Origin of the sequence: Cohnella sp. LGH, from assembly GCF_017671885.1 — a bacterium.
In the GTDB taxonomy this organism is placed as follows: domain Bacteria; phylum Bacillota; class Bacilli; order Paenibacillales; family Paenibacillaceae; genus Cohnella; species Cohnella phaseoli.
The window spans coordinates 3,319,079-3,340,463 of sequence record NZ_CP072117.1 but is presented as its reverse complement, the minus strand read 5'-3'; the positions used below and the strand labels follow the sequence as shown (position 1 = coordinate 3,340,463).

General features: G+C 54.0%; 19 protein-coding genes. 13 read left to right on the top strand and 6 right to left on the bottom strand.

What is annotated here, in order from left to right:
* Positions 1-32 precede the first annotated feature (32 nt).
* From secA2 to J4772_RS14105, 10 genes are all read left to right on the top strand, one after another.
* The gene (gene secA2, locus J4772_RS14150; RefSeq protein ID WP_209075707.1) at positions 33-2,264 is read left to right on the top strand and encodes an accessory Sec system translocase SecA2; all 2,232 of its coding nucleotides are present in this window, start codon (positions 33-35) and stop codon (positions 2,262-2,264) included.
* 26 nt (positions 2,265-2,290) lie between these two features.
* Positions 2,291-3,607: a deoxyguanosinetriphosphate triphosphohydrolase family protein gene (locus J4772_RS14145; RefSeq protein WP_116064083.1), complete on the top strand. Its 1,317-nt coding sequence runs from the start codon at positions 2,291-2,293 to the stop codon at positions 3,605-3,607.
* 72 nt (positions 3,608-3,679) lie between these two features.
* Positions 3,680-4,030 (top strand): MerR family transcriptional regulator, encoded by a 351-nt coding sequence (locus tag J4772_RS14140; RefSeq protein ID WP_116064082.1) that lies wholly within the window; start codon positions 3,680-3,682, stop codon positions 4,028-4,030.
* A 25-nt stretch (positions 4,031-4,055) separates the two neighbouring features.
* Positions 4,056-4,367, top strand: a complete 312-nt coding sequence (gene trxA / locus J4772_RS14135; RefSeq protein ID WP_209075706.1) for a thioredoxin — start codon at positions 4,056-4,058, stop codon at positions 4,365-4,367.
* Between the two features lie 140 nt (positions 4,368-4,507).
* On the top strand, positions 4,508-5,806 hold the full coding sequence (locus J4772_RS14130) for an SWIM zinc finger family protein (RefSeq protein WP_209075705.1): 1,299 nt from the start codon (positions 4,508-4,510) through the stop codon (positions 5,804-5,806).
* 129 nt (positions 5,807-5,935) lie between these two features.
* Positions 5,936-6,697: an SDR family NAD(P)-dependent oxidoreductase gene (locus tag J4772_RS14125; protein ID WP_209077147.1), complete on the top strand. Its 762-nt coding sequence runs from the start codon at positions 5,936-5,938 to the stop codon at positions 6,695-6,697.
* Positions 6,698-6,722: 25 nt separating this feature from the next.
* Positions 6,723-7,427 (top strand): alpha/beta fold hydrolase, encoded by a 705-nt coding sequence (locus J4772_RS14120; RefSeq protein ID WP_209075704.1) that lies wholly within the window; start codon positions 6,723-6,725, stop codon positions 7,425-7,427.
* Positions 7,428-7,532: 105 nt separating this feature from the next.
* Positions 7,533-8,174 (top strand): HAD family hydrolase, encoded by a 642-nt coding sequence (locus J4772_RS14115; protein WP_209075703.1) that lies wholly within the window; start codon positions 7,533-7,535, stop codon positions 8,172-8,174.
* 87 nt (positions 8,175-8,261) lie between these two features.
* Positions 8,262-8,771 (top strand): GNAT family N-acetyltransferase, encoded by a 510-nt coding sequence (locus J4772_RS14110; RefSeq protein ID WP_209075702.1) that lies wholly within the window; start codon positions 8,262-8,264, stop codon positions 8,769-8,771.
* A 16-nt stretch (positions 8,772-8,787) separates the two neighbouring features.
* A complete protein-coding gene (locus J4772_RS14105) occupies positions 8,788-8,928 on the top strand; it encodes a hypothetical protein (protein WP_181917999.1) in 141 nt (46 codons plus the stop codon).
* 94 nt (positions 8,929-9,022) lie between these two features.
* Here the strand turns inward: J4772_RS14105 and J4772_RS14100 are convergent, their stop codons facing one another.
* Entirely contained in the window at positions 9,023-10,579 is a 1,557-nt protein-coding gene (locus J4772_RS14100; protein WP_209075701.1) for an ABC-F family ATP-binding cassette domain-containing protein, read from the bottom strand.
* 131 nt (positions 10,580-10,710) lie between these two features.
* On the opposite strand from J4772_RS14100, the gene J4772_RS14095 reads away from it, so the two are divergent.
* Positions 10,711-11,676 carry a hypothetical protein gene (locus J4772_RS14095; RefSeq protein ID WP_209075700.1) on the top strand — a complete coding sequence of 322 codons (966 nt, stop codon included), beginning with the start codon at positions 10,711-10,713 and terminating at the stop codon, positions 11,674-11,676.
* Here J4772_RS14095 and J4772_RS14090 read toward each other — a convergent pair.
* Both J4772_RS14090 and J4772_RS14085 read right to left on the bottom strand, forming a co-directional pair.
* Positions 11,669-12,034 (bottom strand): GIY-YIG nuclease family protein, encoded by a 366-nt coding sequence (locus tag J4772_RS14090; RefSeq protein WP_116064074.1) that lies wholly within the window; start codon positions 12,032-12,034, stop codon positions 11,669-11,671. The genes J4772_RS14095 and J4772_RS14090 overlap by 8 nt on opposite strands.
* Positions 12,035-12,052: 18 nt before the next feature.
* Positions 12,053-12,808, bottom strand: a complete 756-nt coding sequence (locus J4772_RS14085; protein ID WP_116064073.1) for a DUF2087 domain-containing protein — start codon at positions 12,806-12,808, stop codon at positions 12,053-12,055.
* Positions 12,809-12,976: 168 nt separating this feature from the next.
* Between J4772_RS14085 and hisC the strand changes: the two genes are divergently transcribed.
* Complete coding sequence (hisC, locus tag J4772_RS14080; protein ID WP_209075699.1) at positions 12,977-14,035, top strand: histidinol-phosphate transaminase; 1,059 nt, start codon at positions 12,977-12,979, stop codon at positions 14,033-14,035.
* A gap of 90 nt (positions 14,036-14,125) precedes the next feature.
* On the opposite strand, the gene J4772_RS14075 is transcribed toward hisC, so the two are convergent.
* The 3 genes from J4772_RS14075 to J4772_RS14065 all read right to left on the bottom strand — a co-directional run bounded on the left by J4772_RS14075 (position 14,126) and on the right by J4772_RS14065 (position 20,925).
* A complete protein-coding gene (locus J4772_RS14075) occupies positions 14,126-16,030 on the bottom strand; it encodes an EAL domain-containing protein (RefSeq protein WP_209075698.1) in 1,905 nt (634 codons plus the stop codon).
* A 247-nt stretch (positions 16,031-16,277) separates the two neighbouring features.
* Positions 16,278-17,009, bottom strand: a complete 732-nt coding sequence (locus J4772_RS14070; protein ID WP_342772515.1) for a response regulator transcription factor — start codon at positions 17,007-17,009, stop codon at positions 16,278-16,280.
* Between the two features lie 91 nt (positions 17,010-17,100).
* Positions 17,101-20,925 carry a response regulator gene (locus J4772_RS14065; protein WP_209075697.1) on the bottom strand — a complete coding sequence of 1,275 codons (3,825 nt, stop codon included), beginning with the start codon at positions 20,923-20,925 and terminating at the stop codon, positions 17,101-17,103.
* Positions 20,926-21,081: 156 nt separating this feature from the next.
* Between J4772_RS14065 and J4772_RS14060 the strand changes: the two genes are divergently transcribed.
* A complete protein-coding gene (locus tag J4772_RS14060; protein WP_116064070.1) occupies positions 21,082-21,375 on the top strand; it encodes a hypothetical protein in 294 nt (97 codons plus the stop codon).
* The last annotated feature ends 10 nt before the right edge of the window (positions 21,376-21,385 follow it).

The window sequence follows — 21,385 nt, the reverse complement described above, 5'->3', positions numbered from 1 at the left end:
TAGAACGAAAATTGTCGGAAGGGATTGTTTGAATGAATTTTGCCAGCAGGCTTATGCAGAAGGTCAAGAGCCGGTTTGTTCAACATAAACTTAAAGCGTACACGGACAAGCTGAACGCGATCTCCGAACGGAATTTGACGGGGTGGGACGATAATCGGTTAAAGGCCGAATCGGCTAAATTAAGGGAAAAGGCGCGGTCGGGAACGGCGTTGGACGACATTCTGGTCGAAGCGTTCGCCATCGCGTCGGAGGCGGCGAGCCGAGTGCTGGGCATGCGTCCTTACGATGTGCAGATGATGGCCGCAGCGGCGCTCCACGACGGCAATATGGTCGAGATGCAGACCGGCGAGGGCAAGACGCTCGCAGCGGTGATGCCCGCTTATTTGAACGCGCTGCAAGGCAAGGGCGTGCATGTGCTGACCTTTAACGATTACTTGGCCGGACGCGATGCGCAATGGATGGGGCCGGTCTATCGGTTTCTTGGGCTGACGGTCGCTTCGGTCAAGGAGGACATGACGACGGAGGAGCGCCGGCAGGCGTATGCGGCCGACATTACTTATGTGACGGCCAAGCAGGCCGGGTTCGATTATTTGCGGGATACGATCGCCATGACGAACAACGACATTGTGCATCGTCCGTTCCATTATGCGATCGTAGACGAGGCGGATTCGCTATTGATCGACGAAGCGCGCGTGCCCCTGGTCATTGCCGGGGAAGTGGCCTCCGGCGGCAATGACGGGGGGCGGATGGCGAAGCTGGCCAAGGAGTTGGCGTTGGGCGAGGATTATGACTTCGACGAGAACAAGCGCAATGTTTTCCTAACCGAATCCGGCTCGGAGAAGGTGGAGAAACGGCTTGGCACAGGCAATCTGTACGAAGCGCATAACAGCAATTTATTAACGGCATTAAATTGTGCATTGCATGCGGAATCGCTGCTTAAGCGCGACGTCGATTACGTCATTCGCGACGGCAAGCTGGAAATTATCGATCCTTATACGGGACGCATAGCGCAAAACCGCCATTGGCCGGACGGCCTGCAAGCCGCCGTTGAGGCGAAGGAAGGCATCGAGACGAAGTCGTCGGGCAAAATTCTCGGCACGATCACGCTGCAGCATCTGCTCAGCCTGTACCCGAAAATTAGCGGTATGACGGCTACGGCGCAGGACTCTGCGGACGAGTTCGAGGAGACGTACGCGCTAAGCGTCGTCCAGATTCCGCCCAATCGGCCGCGCATTCGCGTCGATCACGAGAGCCGGATCTACACGCATAAGGAAGCGAAGCTCAGAGCTCTCGTTCAGGAGATTGTGGAGGTGCATGCGACGGGACGTCCGATTCTGATCGGAACGAGCAGCGTCGAGGAATCCGATCAATTGGCGGAGGAGCTTCATAAGGCGAACGTGAGCTGCCATGTCCTGAACGCCAAGAACGACGAGAAGGAAGCGGAAATTATTGCGCGCGCAGGAGAACTGGGCGCAGTCACGGTGTCTACGAACATGGCCGGACGCGGCGTTGACATCCGTCTCGGCGCGGGGGACGCCGCCCAAGCGGAACAAGTGGCAAGGCTCGGCGGCTTGTACGTCATCGGCACGCATATGAACGAGAGCGCGCGCATCGACAATCAGCTGAGAGGCCGCGCCGGGAGGCAGGGAGACCCTGGGTCTTCGCGGTTTTACGTCTGTCTGGAGGACGAGCTGATCAATCGGTTCGGCATCGAGAAAGCGATTCCGGCCGCTTATCGGACGGGCAAACAGGACGAGGAGCTGTCCGCTTCGGTGTTCAGCAAGAAAATGGATCATATTCAGCGCGTCGTGATGGGGCAAAATTTCGAGCTGCGCAAGACGCTGAACAAGTATTCGGATATGGTGGAGGAGCAGCGGCGCATTCACCATGACCAGCGCGAAGCGGTGCTGCACGATCGCAGCGGCATGAGCGATCGGGAGAAGCACATCCGACTGTATTTGATGGACAAGGCTTGGGCGGATCATCTCGCTTACGTCTCCTACATTCGCGAAGGCATCCATCTGGAAAGTCTGGCGAACCGCAACCCGGTCGACGAATTTCATCACCGGATCATACACGCCTTCGAGCAGATTCCGGATAAACTGGAGAAGGAGACGGTTAAGGCGCTTGGGAGGCTCGATGCCTCAGGCACCGGGGATCGTGCGGAATGGGAGCGGATGGGCTTTAAGCCGCCGGCGAGAACGTGGACCTATCTGATTCAGGATCAGTTTATGGAGAAGAAGACGAGTATTTTCAACTTCTAAACGAAGTTGTGCAAGGGAGACATCGCATGAACGTCAGAAAGATGAGATTATACGATACCGAGAACATCCATTCCGGGGACGACCGCGACGAGTTTGAGAAAGATTACGCGAGGCTGATTCAGTCTCCGGCTTTTCGTAGACTGCAAGGAAAGTCCCAAGTGTTCGGCGCCGGCTCGGGAGACTACTACCGGACGCGGCTGACCCATTCCCTGGAAGTGTCGCAAATTGCCCGAGAAGTGGCTAGGCGGCTTGGCAAGTCGTATCCGTTCCTGGCGGTGAAGGAGCATCCCGGCTTGACGATCGATCCCGAGGTCGTGGAATGCGCATCGCTTGCCCATGACCTGGGCCATCCGCCGTTCGGACATAAAGGAGAAGAGGTGCTGGATCGCCTTCTCCGCGCGGAGCACGGCCTGAAGTACGAGGGGAACGCGCAAAATTTTCGCATCCTCATGTTCCTGGAGAAGCGGGCGGGCAGCGACAGCGGCCTGGATCTGACAGCGGCGGTGCTGCTGGCGATCAACAAATACCCGTACTGCATCGACGATCCGGGGAGGAACAAAGGCGTCTACCGCAAGGAATGGGAAGGCATCGAGTTTCTTCGACAGACGTGGGGAATGCCTGAAAGCTGCGCGACGCTGGAAGCCCAACTGATGGATCTGTGCGACGATATCGCTTATTCGACCCACGATCTGGAGGACGGCATTCGAGCCGGGAAAATTTTGATGGATCGCGCCTTCTTCGAGGATGATCGGGTTGTCGCTCACGTGCTGCAGGAGATTACGGAAGACCCGAACTACTCCGCCGGCAACTGGCAGGGCGTCGATCAGGAGGCGATGGTTAAGCGCGTGCTGATCGAGTTCTACGAGCAATGGGCGCAGATCTACGTGGAATGCGAGCGCGAGCCGTCGCGAACCCGCCGGGAAATGAAAGCGCGCTGGGTACGAAAGTTTGCCAGCGAGGTCGGCATTATCGACGATGCGGCGAGCGGCTGGAAAAAGGTGACGTTCGTGCGCGAGGGGCAGCGGGATTGGGGACTGCTGCGGACGATGGAAATATTGAAGAAGCTCGCTTGGGTGACCTTGATCAAAGATTTTCGCGTGCAGAGGCTGCATAAGCGGAGCGAGGTTATGATCGAACGACTGTGGGGCAGCTTCAAAAACTACGACACCGGGCGGTTGATTATTCCCCCGGATTGGCTCTCCAGCTACGAGGCGCAGAAGGCGAAATGGCCGTGGGAGCGGCTTGCCGCCGACTACATCTCCGGCATGACGGACGCTTATGCGGAGAAGGTGTACGCCGAATTTTACGCCAGCCGCTCCGGCTCGATCTACGAACGCGATTAAAATTTTCCTTGACCCTGACATCAATGTCAGGGTTTATGCTTGTTAGGAATCGACCGCCAAGGGGGAGCAGCCATGCAAATCGGGGAATTGTCCGCTAAAACCGGAGTCAGCATACGTTCGCTCCGGTACTATGAGGAACGGAAGCTGCTGACCTCGGTCCGCGGCAGCAACGGTTACCGGGAATACTCGCCCCTTGCCGTGGAGCAAGTACAAACGATCCGGCTTTATTTGGCTTTGGGGCTGACGACGGAGCAGATTGCGAGCTTTCTTCATTGCGTGCTTAAAAATGAAGAAGCCTTCTGCCGGGAAGTGCTTCCGGTATACGAAAGCAAGCTGCGGGAAATCGATGCCCAAATTGCCGAGCTTAGTCAGATTCGCGCCAACCTGCTGGACAGAATCCGATCGATTCGGAAAAAAGATTAGCAAGCAAAGGAGGCAAAGCGGCGATATGATTCGAGTTAACGATGCGAACTTAACGGAAAATCTTCCGAGCCAGGGCTTGGCGCTCGTCGATTTTGGAGCGGTCTGGTGCCCGCCCTGCAAAATGCTTAAGCCGATTATGAACGAGATCGGGGCCGAATACGGGGAGAAAGTCACCGTGCTGGAAGTCGATTGCGACGAATCGCCGGAAACGGCTTCGACGTATGTCGTCATGTCGATGCCGACGGTGCTGCTGTTTCGCGACGGACAACCGGTCGAGAAACTGGTCGGCTTCAGACCGAAATCGGCGTACGAGAATTTGCTCGCGAAATATGTTTGAAAAAGCTGGGCTTCAAAAATGAAATGAGAACCTACCCTTGGTGTAAAAACTTGGGGTAGGTTTTTTGCGATACAGCATGCCGGAGCCTGTGATATCATGGTGTTGATACTGAACCTAATATAGGATAGCGGTGATAAAAAATGAATATTCGTCATTTTGAGAACGAGATAGATCGCACGATTTTGGAAAGAGGCTATGGTTACTACATAGAAGGGAATATACTGGAGGTTCTCTGCCAGGGAAAGAATCAATACTTTGTGCAGGTTGAAGGCAGCGAAGTATACGAGGTAGAGATAACAATCGACGAGAGCGGAAGGATTGAGCGCTCTGTTTGCGATTGTCCGTATGACCTGGGCTCGGTTTGCAAACATGAGGTTGCGGCTTATTATGAATTGCGCGACATTCTTGACGACGATAGCGACATAGAGGTTATACAAGGACCGGCAGTCACGCATCCGAAATTGGCAGAGGTCTTAAGCGCGCTCTCCAAGGAGCAATTAATTGAGGATATCGTAGAGATGGCACAGCAGGATGGCGTCTTGAAAAATAGCCACATTTTAAAATATTCTCAAGGCAGCGATGCCGAAGAGCTTGATAGATGCAAGAAATTGATCGCAGCTATCGTCAAAAAATATACGGGCAGGGGCGGTTTTATAGAATACCGGAAAGTCGGCAGTTTTGCGAAAGAGATAGCTGAGGTGCTGGAGAAGGCCTGGGAAACCGAAAACGTACTTTTGACGACGGATATAGCGTGCCTTGTGCTGGTTGAGGCTGTAGAAGCTTTCCAGTATGCGGACGATTCCGACGGTGACATCGGCTGGCTGGCGGACGAAGCGGTGGATCAACTACATGAGGCGCTAGCAGACAATGCCAACTGGGAGCCGGAATTGAGAGAGCGGTTATTTCGGAAACTGTTGCAGGAGAGCGAAAGAACGACTTTCGATGACTGGGAGGATTACAGAGTTGCTCTTCTGGGCATGTGTGCTCAGTTTGCCGATGTTGAAACCTTAAGAAATGCGCTAAAAGCGAATATAGAAGATCTCGTACACGCATACGCAAGCCAAGAATATCAGAAGTATACGAGTGAAGCTTTACACGGAATATGGCTTGGTATTCTTCGGGAATATGGTTCTGCGGAGGAAACGGAGCAGTTTATCGTAGCTAATCTCCACTACAGCTCCTTCAGGGAATCGCTCATAACCAAGTATAAGCAAGAGAATGATTTCGATCGTGTTGTACAATTGGCTTTGGAAGGTGAGGAGCTGGACAAGGGTCATGCCGGGCGGATATTAAAATGGCAAGAAATCAGATATGCCGCCTATCGTGAGTTGCAGCTTAAGGAAGAACAGATGAGGTTGGCCGAACAGTTGCTGCTTGCTGGCAAGTTCGAATATTACCGCGAACTTCAACAGTTAGCTGGAGAAGAGCGGGAAACGTAATATGAGAAAAAAAGAGCAACGTCGGAAAACGAATGATTAGGATTAATCGATATATTTAAACCCATTTTTTTGTTGTCAACGCGAAGGATGTTGCCTATGATGAAGTGGAATGAAGAAGGGGGACAAACGATGAAAATCGATCTTGGCAAACGAACCGCGCTCGTAACCGGAGCAACCGGGCAATTGGGAAGGGTAATGGCACGAACGCTGGCGCAGTGCGGCGCGAACGTCGCGATTCATTACCGCAGCAGCGAGGCTCAAGCGGTTGCTCTGCAGGAGGAATTGACCGGCTTGGGCGTGAGATCGGCAATCGTAAAGGCGGACATTACCGATCTGCAGTCGATTATCGACATGAAGTGGGAGATTGAAGCCAAGCTTGCGCCGATTGACATCGTGGTCGCCAACGCGGTTGTCCAATACGAGTGGACAAGCATATTAGAACAGGCCCCGGAGGATTATGCCAGCCAGTTCGACTCTTGCGTTATGCAAAGCGTCTACTTGGCCAAAGCGTTCGCGCCCGGCATGATCGAGCGGAAGTGGGGCAGATTTGTCGGTATCAACACGGAATGCGCGATGCAAAATTTTCCGACGCAATCGGCGTACGTGGCGGGCAAACGTGGAATGGACGGCATCTATCGCGTGCTGGCCAAGGAAATCGGCGAGCACGGCATTACGGTGAATCAAGTCGCTCCGGGCTGGACGATCAGCGATAGAGATCGGGAGAACCATACCGAGCGCCAACAATCGTATGAGCAGAGCGTTCCACTAAAGCGCAGGGGCACGGACCAGGAAATCGCCAATGCGGTCGCTTTTCTGGCATCCGATCTTGCAAGCTTTACAACAGGGGCATATCTTCCGGTCAACGGCGGCAATGTAATGCCGTCTATCTAATCTATCGGATGGGCGGAGGGGCGGCATGGATATAAGTTCGCATCGAGCTAGCAATGGCAAGATTGAAATCCATTATCTCATCTCGAACGGCCAGGATACGTCGGTTCCTCTGCTTATCTGTCCGGGTTTATCGGAGACCGCCGAGGAATACGTAGAGCTGATGACCTATTTGTCTCCCCGGAAATGCGTAGTGCTGTCGTTTCGAGGACGCGGTCAGAGCGATACTCCGGAGAACGGGTACGACTTGCAGCACCACGTTTCGGATATCGCGGCCGTCGTCGGGGACGCGCAGCTTAACCGATTTCATCTGTACGGGATTTCCCGTGGCGTGGCTTATGCGCTCGGCTACATGGAGAAGCATTCCTCGGGAGTCATGTCTGTCATCCTTCAGGAGTATCCAGCCGAGCATAGGGCGATGCCGGAAGGCTGGGCGAAAGATTACATAAACAGGTACCAGGTCCAGTTCTCTCGACAGCGCCATATTCGTCCCGAAGCAGTTAGAGGGATCGAGCGGGAATCCACGCAGCTTCGCCTATCTAAAGGAATCAACAAGAAGCTGCTAGTGTTGCGCGGAAAGCTGGAAGACAGTTTGCTCAGCGATGAGGACTGTCGGCGATACGAACGCTTATGCACCGAGGCGAGCTTTGCCTTATTCGAACACTCCGGTCACGATCTGCAGCATGTGGAGAAAGAGCTGCTGTACCGGACGATTGGGGACTTTATTTTATAATACCTCGAAGAGATGACCCAATGGAATGCAAGGGGCTTCCCTTAATTGGTTCAACTTAAATAGTTCCGGCAAAATAAGACTAATGCAATGGAGGACAGCTTCAACATGATACAGGCGTTTATTTTCGATATGGACGGCGTCATTATCGACAGCGAGCCTCTGCACTTTGCAGGCGATATCGATACGATGCGGCATTTGGGCGGAGAAATTACGCAGGAGGAGCTGGAACGGTTTGTCGGCATGACTAATCCGGAAATGTGGAAGATCATCCGCGCCGAGCGAGCGCTAGTGCAAACGGTGGATGAAATTATCGCGTATCAGCTCGCAGGAAAAATCAAGGCGCTTGAGGAAAGCGCCTATGAGCCGATCGACGGCATTCCGGAGCTGCTGGAAGAGTTAAAGCGGCGCGGCATTCCGGTAGGAATCGCTTCTTCGTCTGCAAAGGATTTTATTCTTGCCGTGCTGGCGAAGTTCGGGATAGCGTCTTATTTCTCCTGCGTCGTCAGTGGGGAAGAGGTGGACCAAGGCAAGCCGGCGCCGGACGTCTATCTGGAAGCCGCCAGACAGCTAGGAGCGGATCCGAGCCGCTGCGTTGTGCTTGAAGACTCCCGGAACGGCATCATTGCGGCGAAAACGGCAGGGATGGCGTGTATCGGCTACCTCAATGAAAACTCGGGCAACCAGGATTTGTCCGCTGCCGACCGGATCGTTCGTTCAGTTAGGGAAGTATCGATCGACGCGTTGTAATTATTGGCGACAGGCATTCCGAGCGGTATAATCAAGCCATGAAGCAGATCGCATTACATCGAGACATTTCCGCTTGGGGGAAGTTCCATGCAGCAAATCTTTGAAATCGTAAATGCCGCTAGAGACGATCTTGAACGAATCGTCGCCATCTACAATACAACGATCGCCAGCCGCAGCGTGACCGCCGATCTTGAGCCGGTGACGTTGGAGGACAGAATAGCATGGTTTGAAGAGCATTCGCCCGGGCATCGTCCGATCTGGGTGATGAAGGAGGGCGGTACGACCGTCGCCTGGCTCAGCTTCTCCAAGTTCAACAGCCGAGCCGCTTACGACAGCACGGCGGAGATTAGCATTTACATCGATCCCGAATATCGATCCAAGGGGATCGGAAGCTTGTTTTTGCGTAAAGCGATCGAGGAGTGCCCGCGTCTGGGCATTCGCAATATTATCGCACTGGTGTTCGGACATAACGAGGCGAGTCTTGCGCTGCTGCGGAAGTTCGGTTTCGAGCAATGGGGGCTGCTACCTGGCGTAACTACGCTGGACGGCATCGACCGGGACGTCGTCTATATGGGACGGAAGGTGGCGGCTCCTTGATCAAGGAGGTAACGAAGTGACGCTGTTTATTGCCATCGTGCTGATTATCGGTTTTGCGGGCATCATCGGCAATCAATATTCCGGCTTGCAAAGAATGACGCAGATGCAGAAGACGCTGGAGGAAATCCGCGACGAGCTGCGCGGGAAGAACGGTTGAACGGCCGGCTTAGCCAAACAAGGACCGAGCGACGGGAGGGAGACTCATCTCCATATCCCAATCGCTCGGTCCTTGTCGGTTAATACGGACAAATTTAGAATACTTTAGTTGTCCAGGTCTCGCAGTTCCACACATCGGTCGCGACTTCGCGATAAAACTCCGGTTCGTGGCTGATGAGCAGGATACTGCCTTTATAAGCCTTCAGAGCGCGCTTCAGCTCGTCCTTGGCGTCGACGTCCAGATGGTTGGTCGGTTCGTCGAGCACAAGCAGGTTGGTCTGCTTGTTGATCAGGTTGCACAGCCGAACTTTCGCTTTCTCGCCGCCGCTCAGCACGGCCACCTTGCTCTCGATATGCTTGGTCGTCAGACCGCACTTGGCGAGCGCCGCGCGAACCTCGAACTGGGTCATCGCCGGGAAGTTTTGCCACACTGCTTCGATACAGGTTTCATCGGCCACGTTTTTGATCTCCTGCTCGAAATAGCCGACGAACAGGTTATCGCCCCGCTTCGCTTCTCCCGACAGAGCCGGCAGTTCGCCGAGCAGGCTGCGCAGCAGCGTCGTCTTGCCGATGCCGTTGGCGCCGACGAGAGCAATCTTCTGGCCGCGCTCCATGAGCAGGTCGATCGGACGGCACAGTGGCTCGTCGTAGCCGATGACGAGGTTTTTCGCTTCGAAGATCAGGCGTCCCGAAGTGCGCGCTTCCTTGAAGTTAAATTCCGGCTTCGGCTTCTCGCGGGCGAGCTCGATGACGTCCATATTGTCGAGCTTCTTCTGGCGGGACATCGCCATATTGCGCGTAGAGACACGCGCCTTGTTGCGGGCGACAAAATCCTTCAGATCCTCGATCTCCTGCTGTTGACGCTTGTAGGCCGACTCCAATTGCTGCTTCTTCGCTTCATGCAGTTGCACGAAGTTGTCGTAATCTCCAACGTAGCGGTTCAGCTCCTGGTTGCCCATGTGGTATACCAGGTTAATGACGCTGTTGAGGAACGGAATGTCGTGGGAAACGAGAATAAAGGCGTTCTCGTAGTTTTGCAGGAAACGCGTCAGCCAAGTGATATGCTGTTCGTCCAAGTAGTTGGTCGGCTCGTCAAGCAGCAAAATGTCCGGTTTCTCCAGCAGCAGCTTGGCAAGCAGCACCTTCGTGCGCTGACCGCCGCTTAGATCGTGCACGTCGCGGTCAAGGCCGATGTCGCCCAGTCCGAGGCCGCGGGCGATCTCCTCCACTTTAGCGTCGATCAGATAAAAGTCGTTGTTCGTCAAAATGTCCTGAATCGTGCCGACTTCCTCCAGCAGCAGCTCCAGCTCGTCCGGCTCCACGGAGCCCATTTTCTCATACATCCCGTTCATTTCGGCTTCCAGGTCGACCAGATAGCGGAACGCCCCGCGCAGCACATCGCGAATCGTCATTCCTTTCTCCAATACGGAATGCTGGTCGAGGTAGCCTACGCGCACTTTTTTCGCCCATTCGACTTTGCCGGCGTCCGGCTCCAGACTGCCCGTAATAATGTTCATAAACGTCGATTTGCCTTCGCCGTTGGCGCCGACGAGTCCGACGTGTTCGCCTTTGAGCAGGCGAAAGCTGACGTCGTTAAAGATGGCCCGGTCTCCGAAGCCATGGGATAAGTTCGTAACGGTTAATATGCTCATTAATCAGACACCTTTTCCTTTATTGACACACTAACTTCCATTATAAGCGGTGAACGGAGGAAAACTCAACGATTTCGATTGTCGGCTGTCGAACTGTTATAATAGAGTAAAATATTAAGGGGGAGTTACCTTTGAAGCTGAGAGCGTTAATTGCTTTGCTGGCATTGACCGTTGCCGGTTGCTCGGGGGGAAACAACGATTCCGGCTCGCCGCAGGCCAGCCCAAGCGCTGTTAATCAGGAGTCGCCGCCAGCCTCCGTGGCGGAGACGGAATCGCCATCCGCGACGCCAAGCGCTTCGGAGACGCCTGAGCCGTCGAAAGCGAAAGCGATGCTAAATATGGAGGGGCTGAACGCGCTGTTCGGTTTTGCCGACGAACAGGGAACAAAGCTGATGGCGCTGACCGACGAAATGGAACCGGGAGCGGCTGAGAAGAACGATCTGAAAGGCTACAAGCTGGCTATCGGTGAAGGGGGCGGTCAAGTGCTTAGCATCCGTTATGCGAATCACCAAGACAGATCGGAGCAGGATAACGGCCGTCAGTCCATGTACAACTTTGACAATATGGCTGGAGATATCTATGCGATAGAAGAGGGGAAGGCGACGCCGAACGAGAGCTACATTCTCGTATCCCCGGAGCAGTTCGACATCGATGCGCTCATTCCGCTCAAGCCGGCTGCCGATCGCGCGCTGCCCGACGATATCGCCAAGAAAATCGCGGAAGAGAAGGAACGGGCAATCGAACAAGGCTGGCTGCTCTCTCACGCCCAGGACGGTCAACGAATCTACGTCGTTCAGTTTGAACGTCAGGGCGAGAACATGCTGGCCAGCCTCGTATGGCAGGAGGGAGAACGACTCGTCTTTATGGACTATCCGGCGACCTATAACGATAATTCTGCTTGGCGGGTCGATGACGGAGGAGAGATTTCTCCGGATATGTTCCGCTTCCTCTTCGCCGCTCGAAGCGCCGACGACGGCATTGTTCTCGGCGTGCAATGGATGGGAGCGGAAGGAGAAAATCTGAGCATTCTAAGTTCTTCGGGCGATCGCTTCGAGAAGAGCGGCATCTCCGGCGGCCGTTATTTGTCGCCTATTTGAGCTTATGGTAGCCCTTGTCGCCGAACGGTTGAAGCCGCTCGATCCATTTGGTCTCGAGCTGCTTTAATTCGTCCTTGATATTCACGAACGGATTGTCGCTCGGCTCCAGTACTTCCAACACTTCCATGGCGAAGGCGTCCGCGCCGTATTCGGTCCATTCCCGCTGGAGCTCCTTGTTCGGATAAGTGCCAAGGCTTAAGCTGCCGGCTCTTCCGTTCAGGGACTTCAGGTTCGGGGTTGTGTCGACCAGCACTTTGCCGTTGATTTTATTGCGAATTTGGTAAACCCCGGCTTCGATCTTAATTTCTTTATATTGCTCCAACAGCCGGGCGCGTTCTTCTTTGCTTAATTTGTTCATTGCAGTTCGCTCCATTCTTTAAACTTTGAGCCAGTAGGCGCTGCCGTCCAGCTCGCGATCCATAAATCCGTATTCGATCAAGTACCTTCTGAGGACGGCGTAATCCTCGTAAGCCGTCAGCAAAATTTCGTTCACTTCTTTCTCCGAGTAAACCCGACCGTTCTCGAACCGCTTGGCCAGCTCGGTCAGGACGATCACCTTGTGCTTCTCTTTAATAGAGAACTTGCTCAGCTTGCCGTCGCGGCCATCGGGAAAATAGGCATCGAGCACGCCCGCCGCTTCGTCCGCCGTAATATGATAGCGTTCGTCGACCATGCGCGCGGTTTTGTGGACATTGACAATGTCAGGGGCATGGCGGTCCTTTTCCTTCAACAGCTCCATCAGAGCCAGATATACCTTCGCCTGACGTTCCTTCTCCTTCAGTACGAATCGATGATTGCGAATCGTAGAAGCGCTGCCGATTCCCAGCTCCGTGCGGACCTCGTCGTCCGATTTGCCTTGATAGAACAGACGCAGCAGGCTGTTCTGGTGGTCGGTCAACCCGGTAAGCTTCTTGTCCAGGTCAATCAAACAGTCGAATACCGAGCCGTGGTCCTTGCCGATATGACGCCGCATCGCTTTCTCCGCATCGTAATAGCCGCCGTCATCCGGATAGATAACGCCAAGCTCGGTCCGTATGCCGCACAGCAGGCAGGTAAAATATTCTCCCTCGCGTACATAGCCTTGCTTCAGCTCTTCCACAGAGCTGCTCCAGAAAACATCCGTAATGCTCATTTAGCAAACACATCCCAATAATGTCTGTATTTATAATAGACAATATACAACAATGTTTGCCTTCAGTCAATGAAGATGGGCTGGGGCCGGAGCGGACGGAAGACGCGGATATAGACCCGGATAGCGGCCGAAGGTATAATCAGGAGAAAAACAGTGGAGGTTCTGACATTGAGTACATACTGGAGCGAATTAACGACATCCTTGGAGCCTTATGTGCCCGGGGAGCAGCCGAAGGATCGGACATACATCAAGCTGAACACGAACGAGAACCCGTACCCTCCGTCCCCGAAAGCGTTGGAAGCGATCCGAGAAGCGGCCGGAGCGGACTTGCGTCTGTATCCCGATCCGTCCTGCGATGCTTTGCGCGAGACGATTGCAGCCTATTACGGCTTTGCGAAGGAGCAAGTGTTCGTCGGCAACGGCTCGGACGAAATTTTGGCGTTTGCTTTTCCGGCCTTCTTCTCGGCCAATCGCAAGATTCTATTCCCGGACATTACCTATTCATTTTACCCGGTCTATGCGCAGCTGTATGGCATTCCTTATGAGACGGTACCGACAGATGAACAATTCAGAATCGATCCGAAGACGTATGCGGTAGAGAACGGAGGCGTTATTCTGCCGAATCCGAACGCGCCGACCGCACGTTTTTTACTTGTTAATGGCATTAAAGAAATTCTCGAAGCAAACAAAGAACAAGTCGTCATTGTCGATGAAGCTTACATTGACTTCGGCGGAGAATCGGTTGCGCCCCTCATTGCCGAATATCCGAATTTGCTCGTCGTTCAGACGCTGTCGAAGTCTAGATCGCTGGCGGGATTGCGAGTAGGCATGGCGCTAGGTCATCCCGACCTGATCGAAGGGCTGAACCGGATCAAAAACTCGTTTAACTCCTATACGTTGGACAGGCTGGCATTGGCGGGAGCGGTCGCCGCAATCAAGGATCGGGACTATTTCGAGGAGAAGAACCGGAAAGTCGTAGCGACAAGGGACAGAACGACCGCGGCGCTGCGGGAGCTCGGCTTCGAGGTTATCGATTCGTTGGCGAATTTCGTCTTTGTTATGCATCCGCAGAAGGAAGCTCGCGAGCTGTTTGCGCTGTTGAAGGAACGGGGAATTCTGGTGCGGTATTTCAACAAGCCGAGGATCGACCGGTATTTACGCGTAAGCATCGGCACAGACGAAGAAATGGACGCTTTGTTGGACATGCTGCGGGACATCTCCGTTTAAAAGACGGGAACTGATTTATCTATTGATTACAGGAACAGGGGCTGTCCCGTAAGCAGAGTTGCTTAAGGGACAGCCCCTGTAATGTTAAACCTACGAATGGGAGAAGGGCTCTGCCTCGGACGAAGCGTCGACAGACTGAGCGGCGACGACCAGAGCTTGGAGCCGGTCGCTGTCCATCGGTCGTCCCAGCAGGTTGCCCTGGGCGAACTGACAATCGTTTTTCTTGTAGAAGGCGAGCTGCTCGTAAGTCTCCAGCCTCATGGCGACGATATCGCATTGCAGCTGCTTGATCGCTTCGAACAAGGAATCGCTCAGCTCTTCATTGGAGGAAGCTAGCTTTTCCTGCAGCAGAGTGTTGTCGATTTTGACGGACTGAATAGGCAGCTTACGCCAATGGATTAGCGTGTCCGCTTCCATCTTGTAATCGTCAATCGTCAGCCTGACGCCCAAAGCCTGAAGGCGCTTCATCGGCAGCTCGGCTTGCTCGAGAAGCCCGGAAAGTGCTTGCTCCGCGATTTCGAATTCCAGCCGATGCGGCTCTATTCCAGTATCGGCGAGCGCCTGCTCGACGATTGCGGCTAACCCCGGGTCCAGCAGCTGCGAAGCCGACAGGTTCACGGAGATCGTCATGGAGGAGGGCGCAGGGATTGCTTGCGCAACTGTCATGCAAGCTTGGCGGATCACCCATGCGCCGATCGGAAGCAGCGCTCCCGTCTGGTCGGCGATCGGGATGAACTCTTCCGGTTCAACGCTCCCCAGCTCCGGATGCTGCCAACGAAGCAGCGCTTCAAAGCCGCGCAATCTCCCCGAGCGAACCTCGTACTGAGGCTGATACTGCAAATACAATTGCTTCTGCTGCAGCGCGGTACGGATATGGACTTCGATCATCGTGCGGCGACGAATCTGCAAGGTCAACCAATCGTGATCGTGTACGGCTTGCTGAAGACCCGGAGCTGTGGCATGCTGCAGCGCCGCGTAGATTCGCTGAAGCAGCTCGTCTACGGCAATGTCCTCCTCGGCACACGTCGTCACCGCGATACGGGGAGTCAAGTGATATAGCCTCTTATTAATCCAATAAGGCGACGATAACAAGGTTTGCAATTCGTCCCACGTTCCCGGCGGTACGTAGGGCAGCTTCCGGGTGGGGGAACCGGTCATCGCAATCAACAGTTGCTCGCCTTCAAGCCAGCACGCCGCAGAGTGACTCGGCAGCCAGATCTGCAGGCGCTGAACGACCTGATGGCGCAGATGGGTCCTGGACAGCTCGCGGTTCAAGCGCTGCACGGTCTCTCCGTCGATATCGAGCAGGGCCAGGCAAAAAGGCGTACGCGCTTGAATCCAGCCGCTCAGTTGCTCTCGAAAGAGCTTGGGCGACATCACCTTATTCATATCTTCGATTCCGTTGCGCCGCTTTCTTGTCCATTCCGAGCTGATGAAGTAATGGACGAGGACGGAGAAGACGGGAAATAGAAGAAACATGCTGGGCGTGTAACGCTGCAACCAGCTTGAGCGCACCTCTTCGGGCAAAATGACGGCGGCTACTCCAAAGCCCATGATAGAGACGAGGACGCCAAACAGCACGGGATGTATAAAGTAAAGGCGGCGATTGCGATCCTGCGGACGGTATCGCCAAAAGGCGAGCCCGATGGCAGTGGCGAGCAGAATGGTCGCAATTCCGGTCTCCAAACCCGCCCCGCCAATAACGATCCGCACGCCGATCATTCCGGCATCGGATACGAGTGCGGACAACGGACCTCCAAGCCAAGCGGCCAGTCCGGCGACAATGAAATACATCGGAGCAAGCGTGCCGGCTTGTTCATGCAGCGGAAACAGCATTGTCGATATGCCGGCGGCTCCGAACAACAAACCGTATATTCCGTTTCTAAGAGCGATTCTCCGGTGAATTCCGGCAGGAACCAGGCGATAACCAATGACGAGAAATAAGATGACGACAGCCATATGCTGCATGAGATCGATTAGGCTAAGCCAATTCATTAACAGTTCTCACTCCCCAAGCATAAACGGCATTCGCAGTTGTCGGTCATATCGGAAAGGTGGGGGACCGCGAGCTTTAGAAACCCCCTCTACAGTTTGACTGTTAAGCGTTAAGGGGATTACGGGAAAAGTATTAAGGAAAGTGTTAGGAAAAAATGTGTGTCGTTAACAAATGAAAAGAACTTCCTGTTCGCGCCGGTAAGCGGAATAAGGAAGTTCTTCTCATTTCGTTATGTAGTCGATAAGTTCATGGATTCATGAATTTGTAACCGACGCCCCAGACCGTTTTAATAAATTGCGGTTCTTTAGGGTTTTTCTCCAGTTTGCGTCTCAGGTTCGTGACATGAACGTCAATGGCCCTGTCGTTAATGAAGGAATCGATACCACGAACGGCGTTAATCAATTCTTCACGGCTGAAAACGCGGTTCGGATGCTGATAGAAGAGCTTCATAATTTCGTATTCGGAGAACGTCGTCTCGATATGCTCGCCGTCGAGCACGATCGTGCGCCGCTCCAAATCCAGAGTCAAGCCGCCGCTAGAGGAGGGCGGGGCATGGTGCGAATCGTGCTGCGGCAGTGAAGCGGGAGCTTTGACGCCGCCAGGGATTAAGTTCATCGTTCGCCTTAACACGGCTTCCATACGCACCTTGAGCTCTTGCATGCTGAACGGCTTGACGAGAAAGTCGTCCGCTCCGTAGCTGATCGCCTGAATCCGCACGGTAACGGACGGCTTCATGGAAATGACGATGATCGGCACAGCGGTCAGATGTCTGAATTCGGCGCAAAGCTCTGTTCCGCTCGCGTCGGGAAGCATCAGATCGAGCAGCAAAATATCCGGTTTAAAGGTGTCGAGCGCGTGCTTGCCGTCTCGTGCGGTTTCAACGCGCTGAACGTCGAAATTTTCTTCGGTGAGGTAGAGGGTGAGCATCTCTCCGATGATAGGATCATCTTCAATTACAAGCACTCTCGTCAACGTCATGTCACACCCTTTTAAATGAAATGTTAGGAATATTCATATTTTGCTAACATTTGCCTCGCCTACTTATTATATAACGAGGTTTGTCGTTCGTCTAACTCCTTTTTTGTTCAAGCAGGCGATTTATCGTCTCCAATCCGGTCTCAAGCGAACGATGGAGCTGCCGCTCCGCCTCCGCGACCTGTTCGTCGCTGCGCAGCGAACGCTCCAAACCCGCAGCCGCTTCCTGAATGGCCAAAGCTCCGAGATGCCCGGCCGAACCGCTCAGCGAATGCGCAAGGCGGATCGCGTCGTTCGTCTTGCCGTCCTCGCGCAGCCGATCGAGCTGGTCGTGAAAATCGGAATATTGCGCGATAAATTTATCCAGCAGTCTCATGTATAGCTGCTCCTTGCCGCCGACTCGCTGCAGGGCTACGCCTGCTTCCAAATCGGGCGCATTGGGCCATGATTCCGCACCGGCGATCGAAGCGATGTTGGCCGACTCTGAGAAGGACACGGGCGCGCCGGGCAGCCATTTGGCAATAACGGAATAGAGAAGGACGGGCTCGATCGGCTTGGTCACAATATCGTTCATGCCTGCTTCGCGGCAGCGGACATGCATCTCGGGCGTTACGTCTGCCGTGACCGCGATAATCGGAAGACTCTCTTCACCGCGAAGCTGTCGGATGCGAGCCGTAGCCTCGATCCCGTCCATGTCCGGCATATGCAAATCCATTAAAATCAAATCTGCTTGAGTCTGTCCCGATTCGATGAGCGCAACCGCCTCTGCTCCGCTTTCCAGCAATAAAGTGCCATAGCCTTGCGAGTTCAGCAGCTGGTTTACGACGATGCGGTTGATTTCCTGATCGTCGACGACCCAGATGCGCGAGCGCGTTTCCACAGCCGCGGCGGTCTTCCCAGGTTTACCGCCGTCAAAGCTCGGAGGAGGGAAAACGCTCATAGACGGCATTCGCGAGGCGTTCGTTATCACTTGAAGCGCTTGGCGAATCGGCACAGCGGAGCATGGCTTGACCAGCACGACTTCGGGACGGTAGACGTCGGCAAGCTGGTAGAGGGCGTCGCGCCCGGAAAGCGTTGTCGATGCGATCGCCTTTACTCCGGCTGCGTTAAGCGTATCTTTCCATTCCATCCACGTCTCTTCTCCGTGCATGTCTCCGCACTCCATGTCGATGACGATCGCATCCCAGCGAGATTCCTGCAGCAGCAGCAGAGCCTGCCGCCAAGAAGACAAAGCGACCGTCTCGCATCCGAATGAAGTGAGCAGTACGCGCCAATGCTCGGCGACTTGGTCGTGATCCTCAAGAACGATCACTTTTAATCCCGGAAATTGCGGCTTCATCGCAGTTGGCTGCTCCGGATTGACAGGAAACGTCAGCTCGAAGCCGAATTCGCTCCCGACCTGATACTCGCTTGCGACGGAGAACGTTCCGCCCATCCGCTCGACAAGCGTGTGGGAGATCGCCAGACCGAGTCCGGTTCCTCCGTATTTGCGGCTTGTTTTCTCATCGGCTTGCATGAAAGGCTTGAACAAGCGTTCGCGCTGATCCTCCGTCATGCCGATGCCGGTATCTTTCACGGAGAATTTAAGCTTTGCTTTCCGATCGTCGAGCTCGAGGAGGGAGACGGAAAGCTCAATCAAGCCGCTGTTCGTAAACTTGATCGCATTGCTGCCCAAATTAAGCAAGATCTGCTTTAGCCGGGTAGGGTCCCCGATCAGCCCGTCGGGAATGCTCGGGTTCGCGCGAATAATGATATCGACCGGCTTCGGCCCGATTAGCACGGAAAACAGCCCGCTCAGCTTATGCAGCAAATCTTCGAGCTCGAAAGGCACGTTCTCGAGAGTCAGCTTATCCGCCTCCAGCTTCGAGAAGTCTAAAATGTCGTTAAGCAGTCTAAGGAGGTTATCGGAAGAGACCGCAATCTGCTTTAAGTAGTTCGCCTGCAAATCGGTATGCTCCAAACGCTGAAGCAGATGGGTCAAACCGATAATGCCGTTAAGAGGCGTGCGAATCTCGTGGCTCATCCTCGCAAGGAAGGAGCTCTTCGCTTCGTTAGCCCGGTCGGCTTCTTCCTTGGCGCCCAGCAACTGTTGCTGAATTTCCTTCTGTTGTGAAATGTCCCGTGCGATCGCCGAATAGTAGATTTCTTTCTCGTTATCGGCTTGGTGGGCCACGACGGTAATAGAGGTGGTCAGAATAGAGCCGCTTGCGGTTGTAAAGTCGATTTCTCCCTGCCAATATCCGTGGGTCCGGGCCTCCGACAAGCCTTCCGCAAACCGAACCGTCATCGAGATGGTCATATACCGATTAAGACCATTGTTATCCTCGCTTAACTCCGCGATATCGAGAAAGGCGAGACCGGCTTTATTCAAATAGAAGATTTGACCGCGCACGTCGAAGGATGCGATCATATCGTGCGCGCTGTCGGTAATTTCGAAGAGCCTTGTATTCGTCGCGACCGCTTGTTTGATCTCGCTAATATCTCTGGCAATGAGAACATAACCTTTGGCGGCTCCGTTCGGATGGCGGATAATGCTCGTGTTCAACGATACGAGCATGCGTTCGCCGTCGCGGTTAATCCATATCCATTCCCAGTCCGGCAAGAAGCCCTTGCTCGGCATCAGGAACAGCACGGATTCGTCCGGATTCACATGAGTCTGCAGCTTGTTCGAATAATAGGTCGCGCGTTCATACAGCTGTTGCTGATCGTGCCAGACCAGCAGCGCTTTTCTTCCGATCACTTCCCGTTCGCCGTAGCCCAGCATCTCCTCCGCGCGCTGGTTAAAAGAGGTAATGACAAAATGGGAATCCGTTACGATCATAGCATATTGATTGTGCCGGATGAAAGCTTGATAGGGCTCGAACAGCTCCTGCAGGTTATCGATCATGCCGTTAACGGAACTGGCCAGCATGCCCATTTCGTCTTCACTCTTAAGGGTCACCGGGCGGGGGTAGAAATTTCCTGCCGCCACTTTTTGCGTCACGGCTACGACCTGTTTCAGTCGGCTTAGAACCGAACGATTCATTACGATGTATAGGAACAGTCCCAGAAAAATTTGCGTGACGGCTATCAGAGCGGCATTCAGCCATAGTGAACGCCGCAGCGGCGCTTCGAACTCGCTCTTCGACACCGAGTAAACCGCATACCACTGCGTGTCCGGCACTTTTATGTAAAACAGCTTAAGTACGCGTCCGAACACCATCGACTCGCCATAGCCTTGCTCGCTGCCCTGCAGCTGCTTGACGAATGCGGCGATAGCCGGCTCCTCCTCGCTGAAGTTGCGCTTCAGGATAAGAGAGATGTCGGTAGAATGCAGCAGGTTCGTGCGATTATCGATTAGAATGGTCGAGCTGTCTTTAAAATTGTCGGACTGCACGTTCAGATGCCGGGAGAACAAGAGGGGCGCATCCAGCGCAAAGCCGATGACGCCGATCAGCCGGGCTTCCGGATCGTAGAACGGAACCATATGCCAGAGCACGGGGTAGCCCGTCGAGTCCAGCATCATCTCCGCCATGGAGCTTTTGCCTTCCAGCGCTTCGTTGAAGGAGGGAAAATCTGCGATTTGAATAATTTCTCCCGTCGTTAAGGTCATATTACCGGCCAACGAGGCGATGCCGATATGTCTGGCCGGGAGATCGGTTTTGGCTACGGAGGCGCTGAGATAGGCAAGACGTTCTCCGGTGGTGCGGTAGCGCATCGGAATCGAGCGGCTGAGCAGCTGCGCTTCCTTCATTCGCAGAGAGAGCATCGCGCGCAGGCTCGTTACGGTTCCGCTTAAGCTAGCCAGCCGGTGACGCTCGAGCTGATCGTTCATTTGTTTGTTGGAGGTTTCGTAATTGATGAAGTTCATTGCGATAAACGCGAGCGTATTGAGCGCAATAAGAATGACGGCGATTTTGAAGCGAAGAGAGCGGAACATGTCGAACCCCCCAAACAACTTTTGGCAAAATATTAGACATTTTCATACAAAACAAATACATCCTGTATAAATCTTCTAATACACTTCTTCTATCATATCTAATAGAGATCGATTTCGACAGACCCAACTTGCAACACCGAGAGGAGATTCGGTATCGTGGCAACCATGATGACGAATTGGGAGGTCGTAACGACGGATGACGCCCGAACCGTCCGATTGTGCGAGGAATTCGGCGATCGGTACGGCTTTACGGCTTGTGAGACGACAACGTTAAAGCTGTGTCTTTTGTACGGATTGTCGGACGAGGAGATCGTTCTGTATACGAAAACAGAGCCCCAGCAACTAAGGGCCCGGCTCGATTGTATAATGGGCAAGACAAGAACGCATACATCGCGCGAGCTTCAGGCCTTGTTTCTTCGGTATATGCTGCACAGGCTTCCGACGCAATAGACGCCGAAAG

Coding starts and splice junctions, on each gene's coding strand:
- secA2 (WP_209075707.1), top strand. CDS start 33: ATGAATTTTGCCAGCAGGCTTATGCAGAAGGTCAAGAGCCGGTTTGTT.
- J4772_RS14125 (WP_209077147.1), top strand. CDS start 5,936: ATGAAAATCGATCTTGGCAAACGAACCGCGCTCGTAACCGGAGCAACC.
- J4772_RS14100 (WP_209075701.1), bottom strand. CDS start 10,579: ATGAGCATATTAACCGTTACGAACTTATCCCATGGCTTCGGAGACCGG.
- J4772_RS14130 (WP_209075705.1), top strand. CDS start 4,508: ATGAATATTCGTCATTTTGAGAACGAGATAGATCGCACGATTTTGGAA.
- J4772_RS14120 (WP_209075704.1), top strand. CDS start 6,723: ATGGATATAAGTTCGCATCGAGCTAGCAATGGCAAGATTGAAATCCAT.
- J4772_RS14145 (WP_116064083.1), top strand. CDS start 2,291: ATGAACGTCAGAAAGATGAGATTATACGATACCGAGAACATCCATTCC.
- J4772_RS14140 (WP_116064082.1), top strand. CDS start 3,680: ATGCAAATCGGGGAATTGTCCGCTAAAACCGGAGTCAGCATACGTTCG.
- J4772_RS14070 (WP_342772515.1), bottom strand. CDS start 17,009: ATGACGTTGACGAGAGTGCTTGTAATTGAAGATGATCCTATCATCGGA.
- J4772_RS14085 (WP_116064073.1), bottom strand. CDS start 12,808: ATGAGCATTACGGATGTTTTCTGGAGCAGCTCTGTGGAAGAGCTGAAG.
- J4772_RS14115 (WP_209075703.1), top strand. CDS start 7,533: ATGATACAGGCGTTTATTTTCGATATGGACGGCGTCATTATCGACAGC.
- trxA (WP_209075706.1), top strand. CDS start 4,056: ATGATTCGAGTTAACGATGCGAACTTAACGGAAAATCTTCCGAGCCAG.
- J4772_RS14110 (WP_209075702.1), top strand. CDS start 8,262: ATGCAGCAAATCTTTGAAATCGTAAATGCCGCTAGAGACGATCTTGAA.
- J4772_RS14065 (WP_209075697.1), bottom strand. CDS start 20,925: ATGTTCCGCTCTCTTCGCTTCAAAATCGCCGTCATTCTTATTGCGCTC.
- J4772_RS14090 (WP_116064074.1), bottom strand. CDS start 12,034: ATGAACAAATTAAGCAAAGAAGAACGCGCCCGGCTGTTGGAGCAATAT.
- J4772_RS14075 (WP_209075698.1), bottom strand. CDS start 16,030: ATGAATTGGCTTAGCCTAATCGATCTCATGCAGCATATGGCTGTCGTC.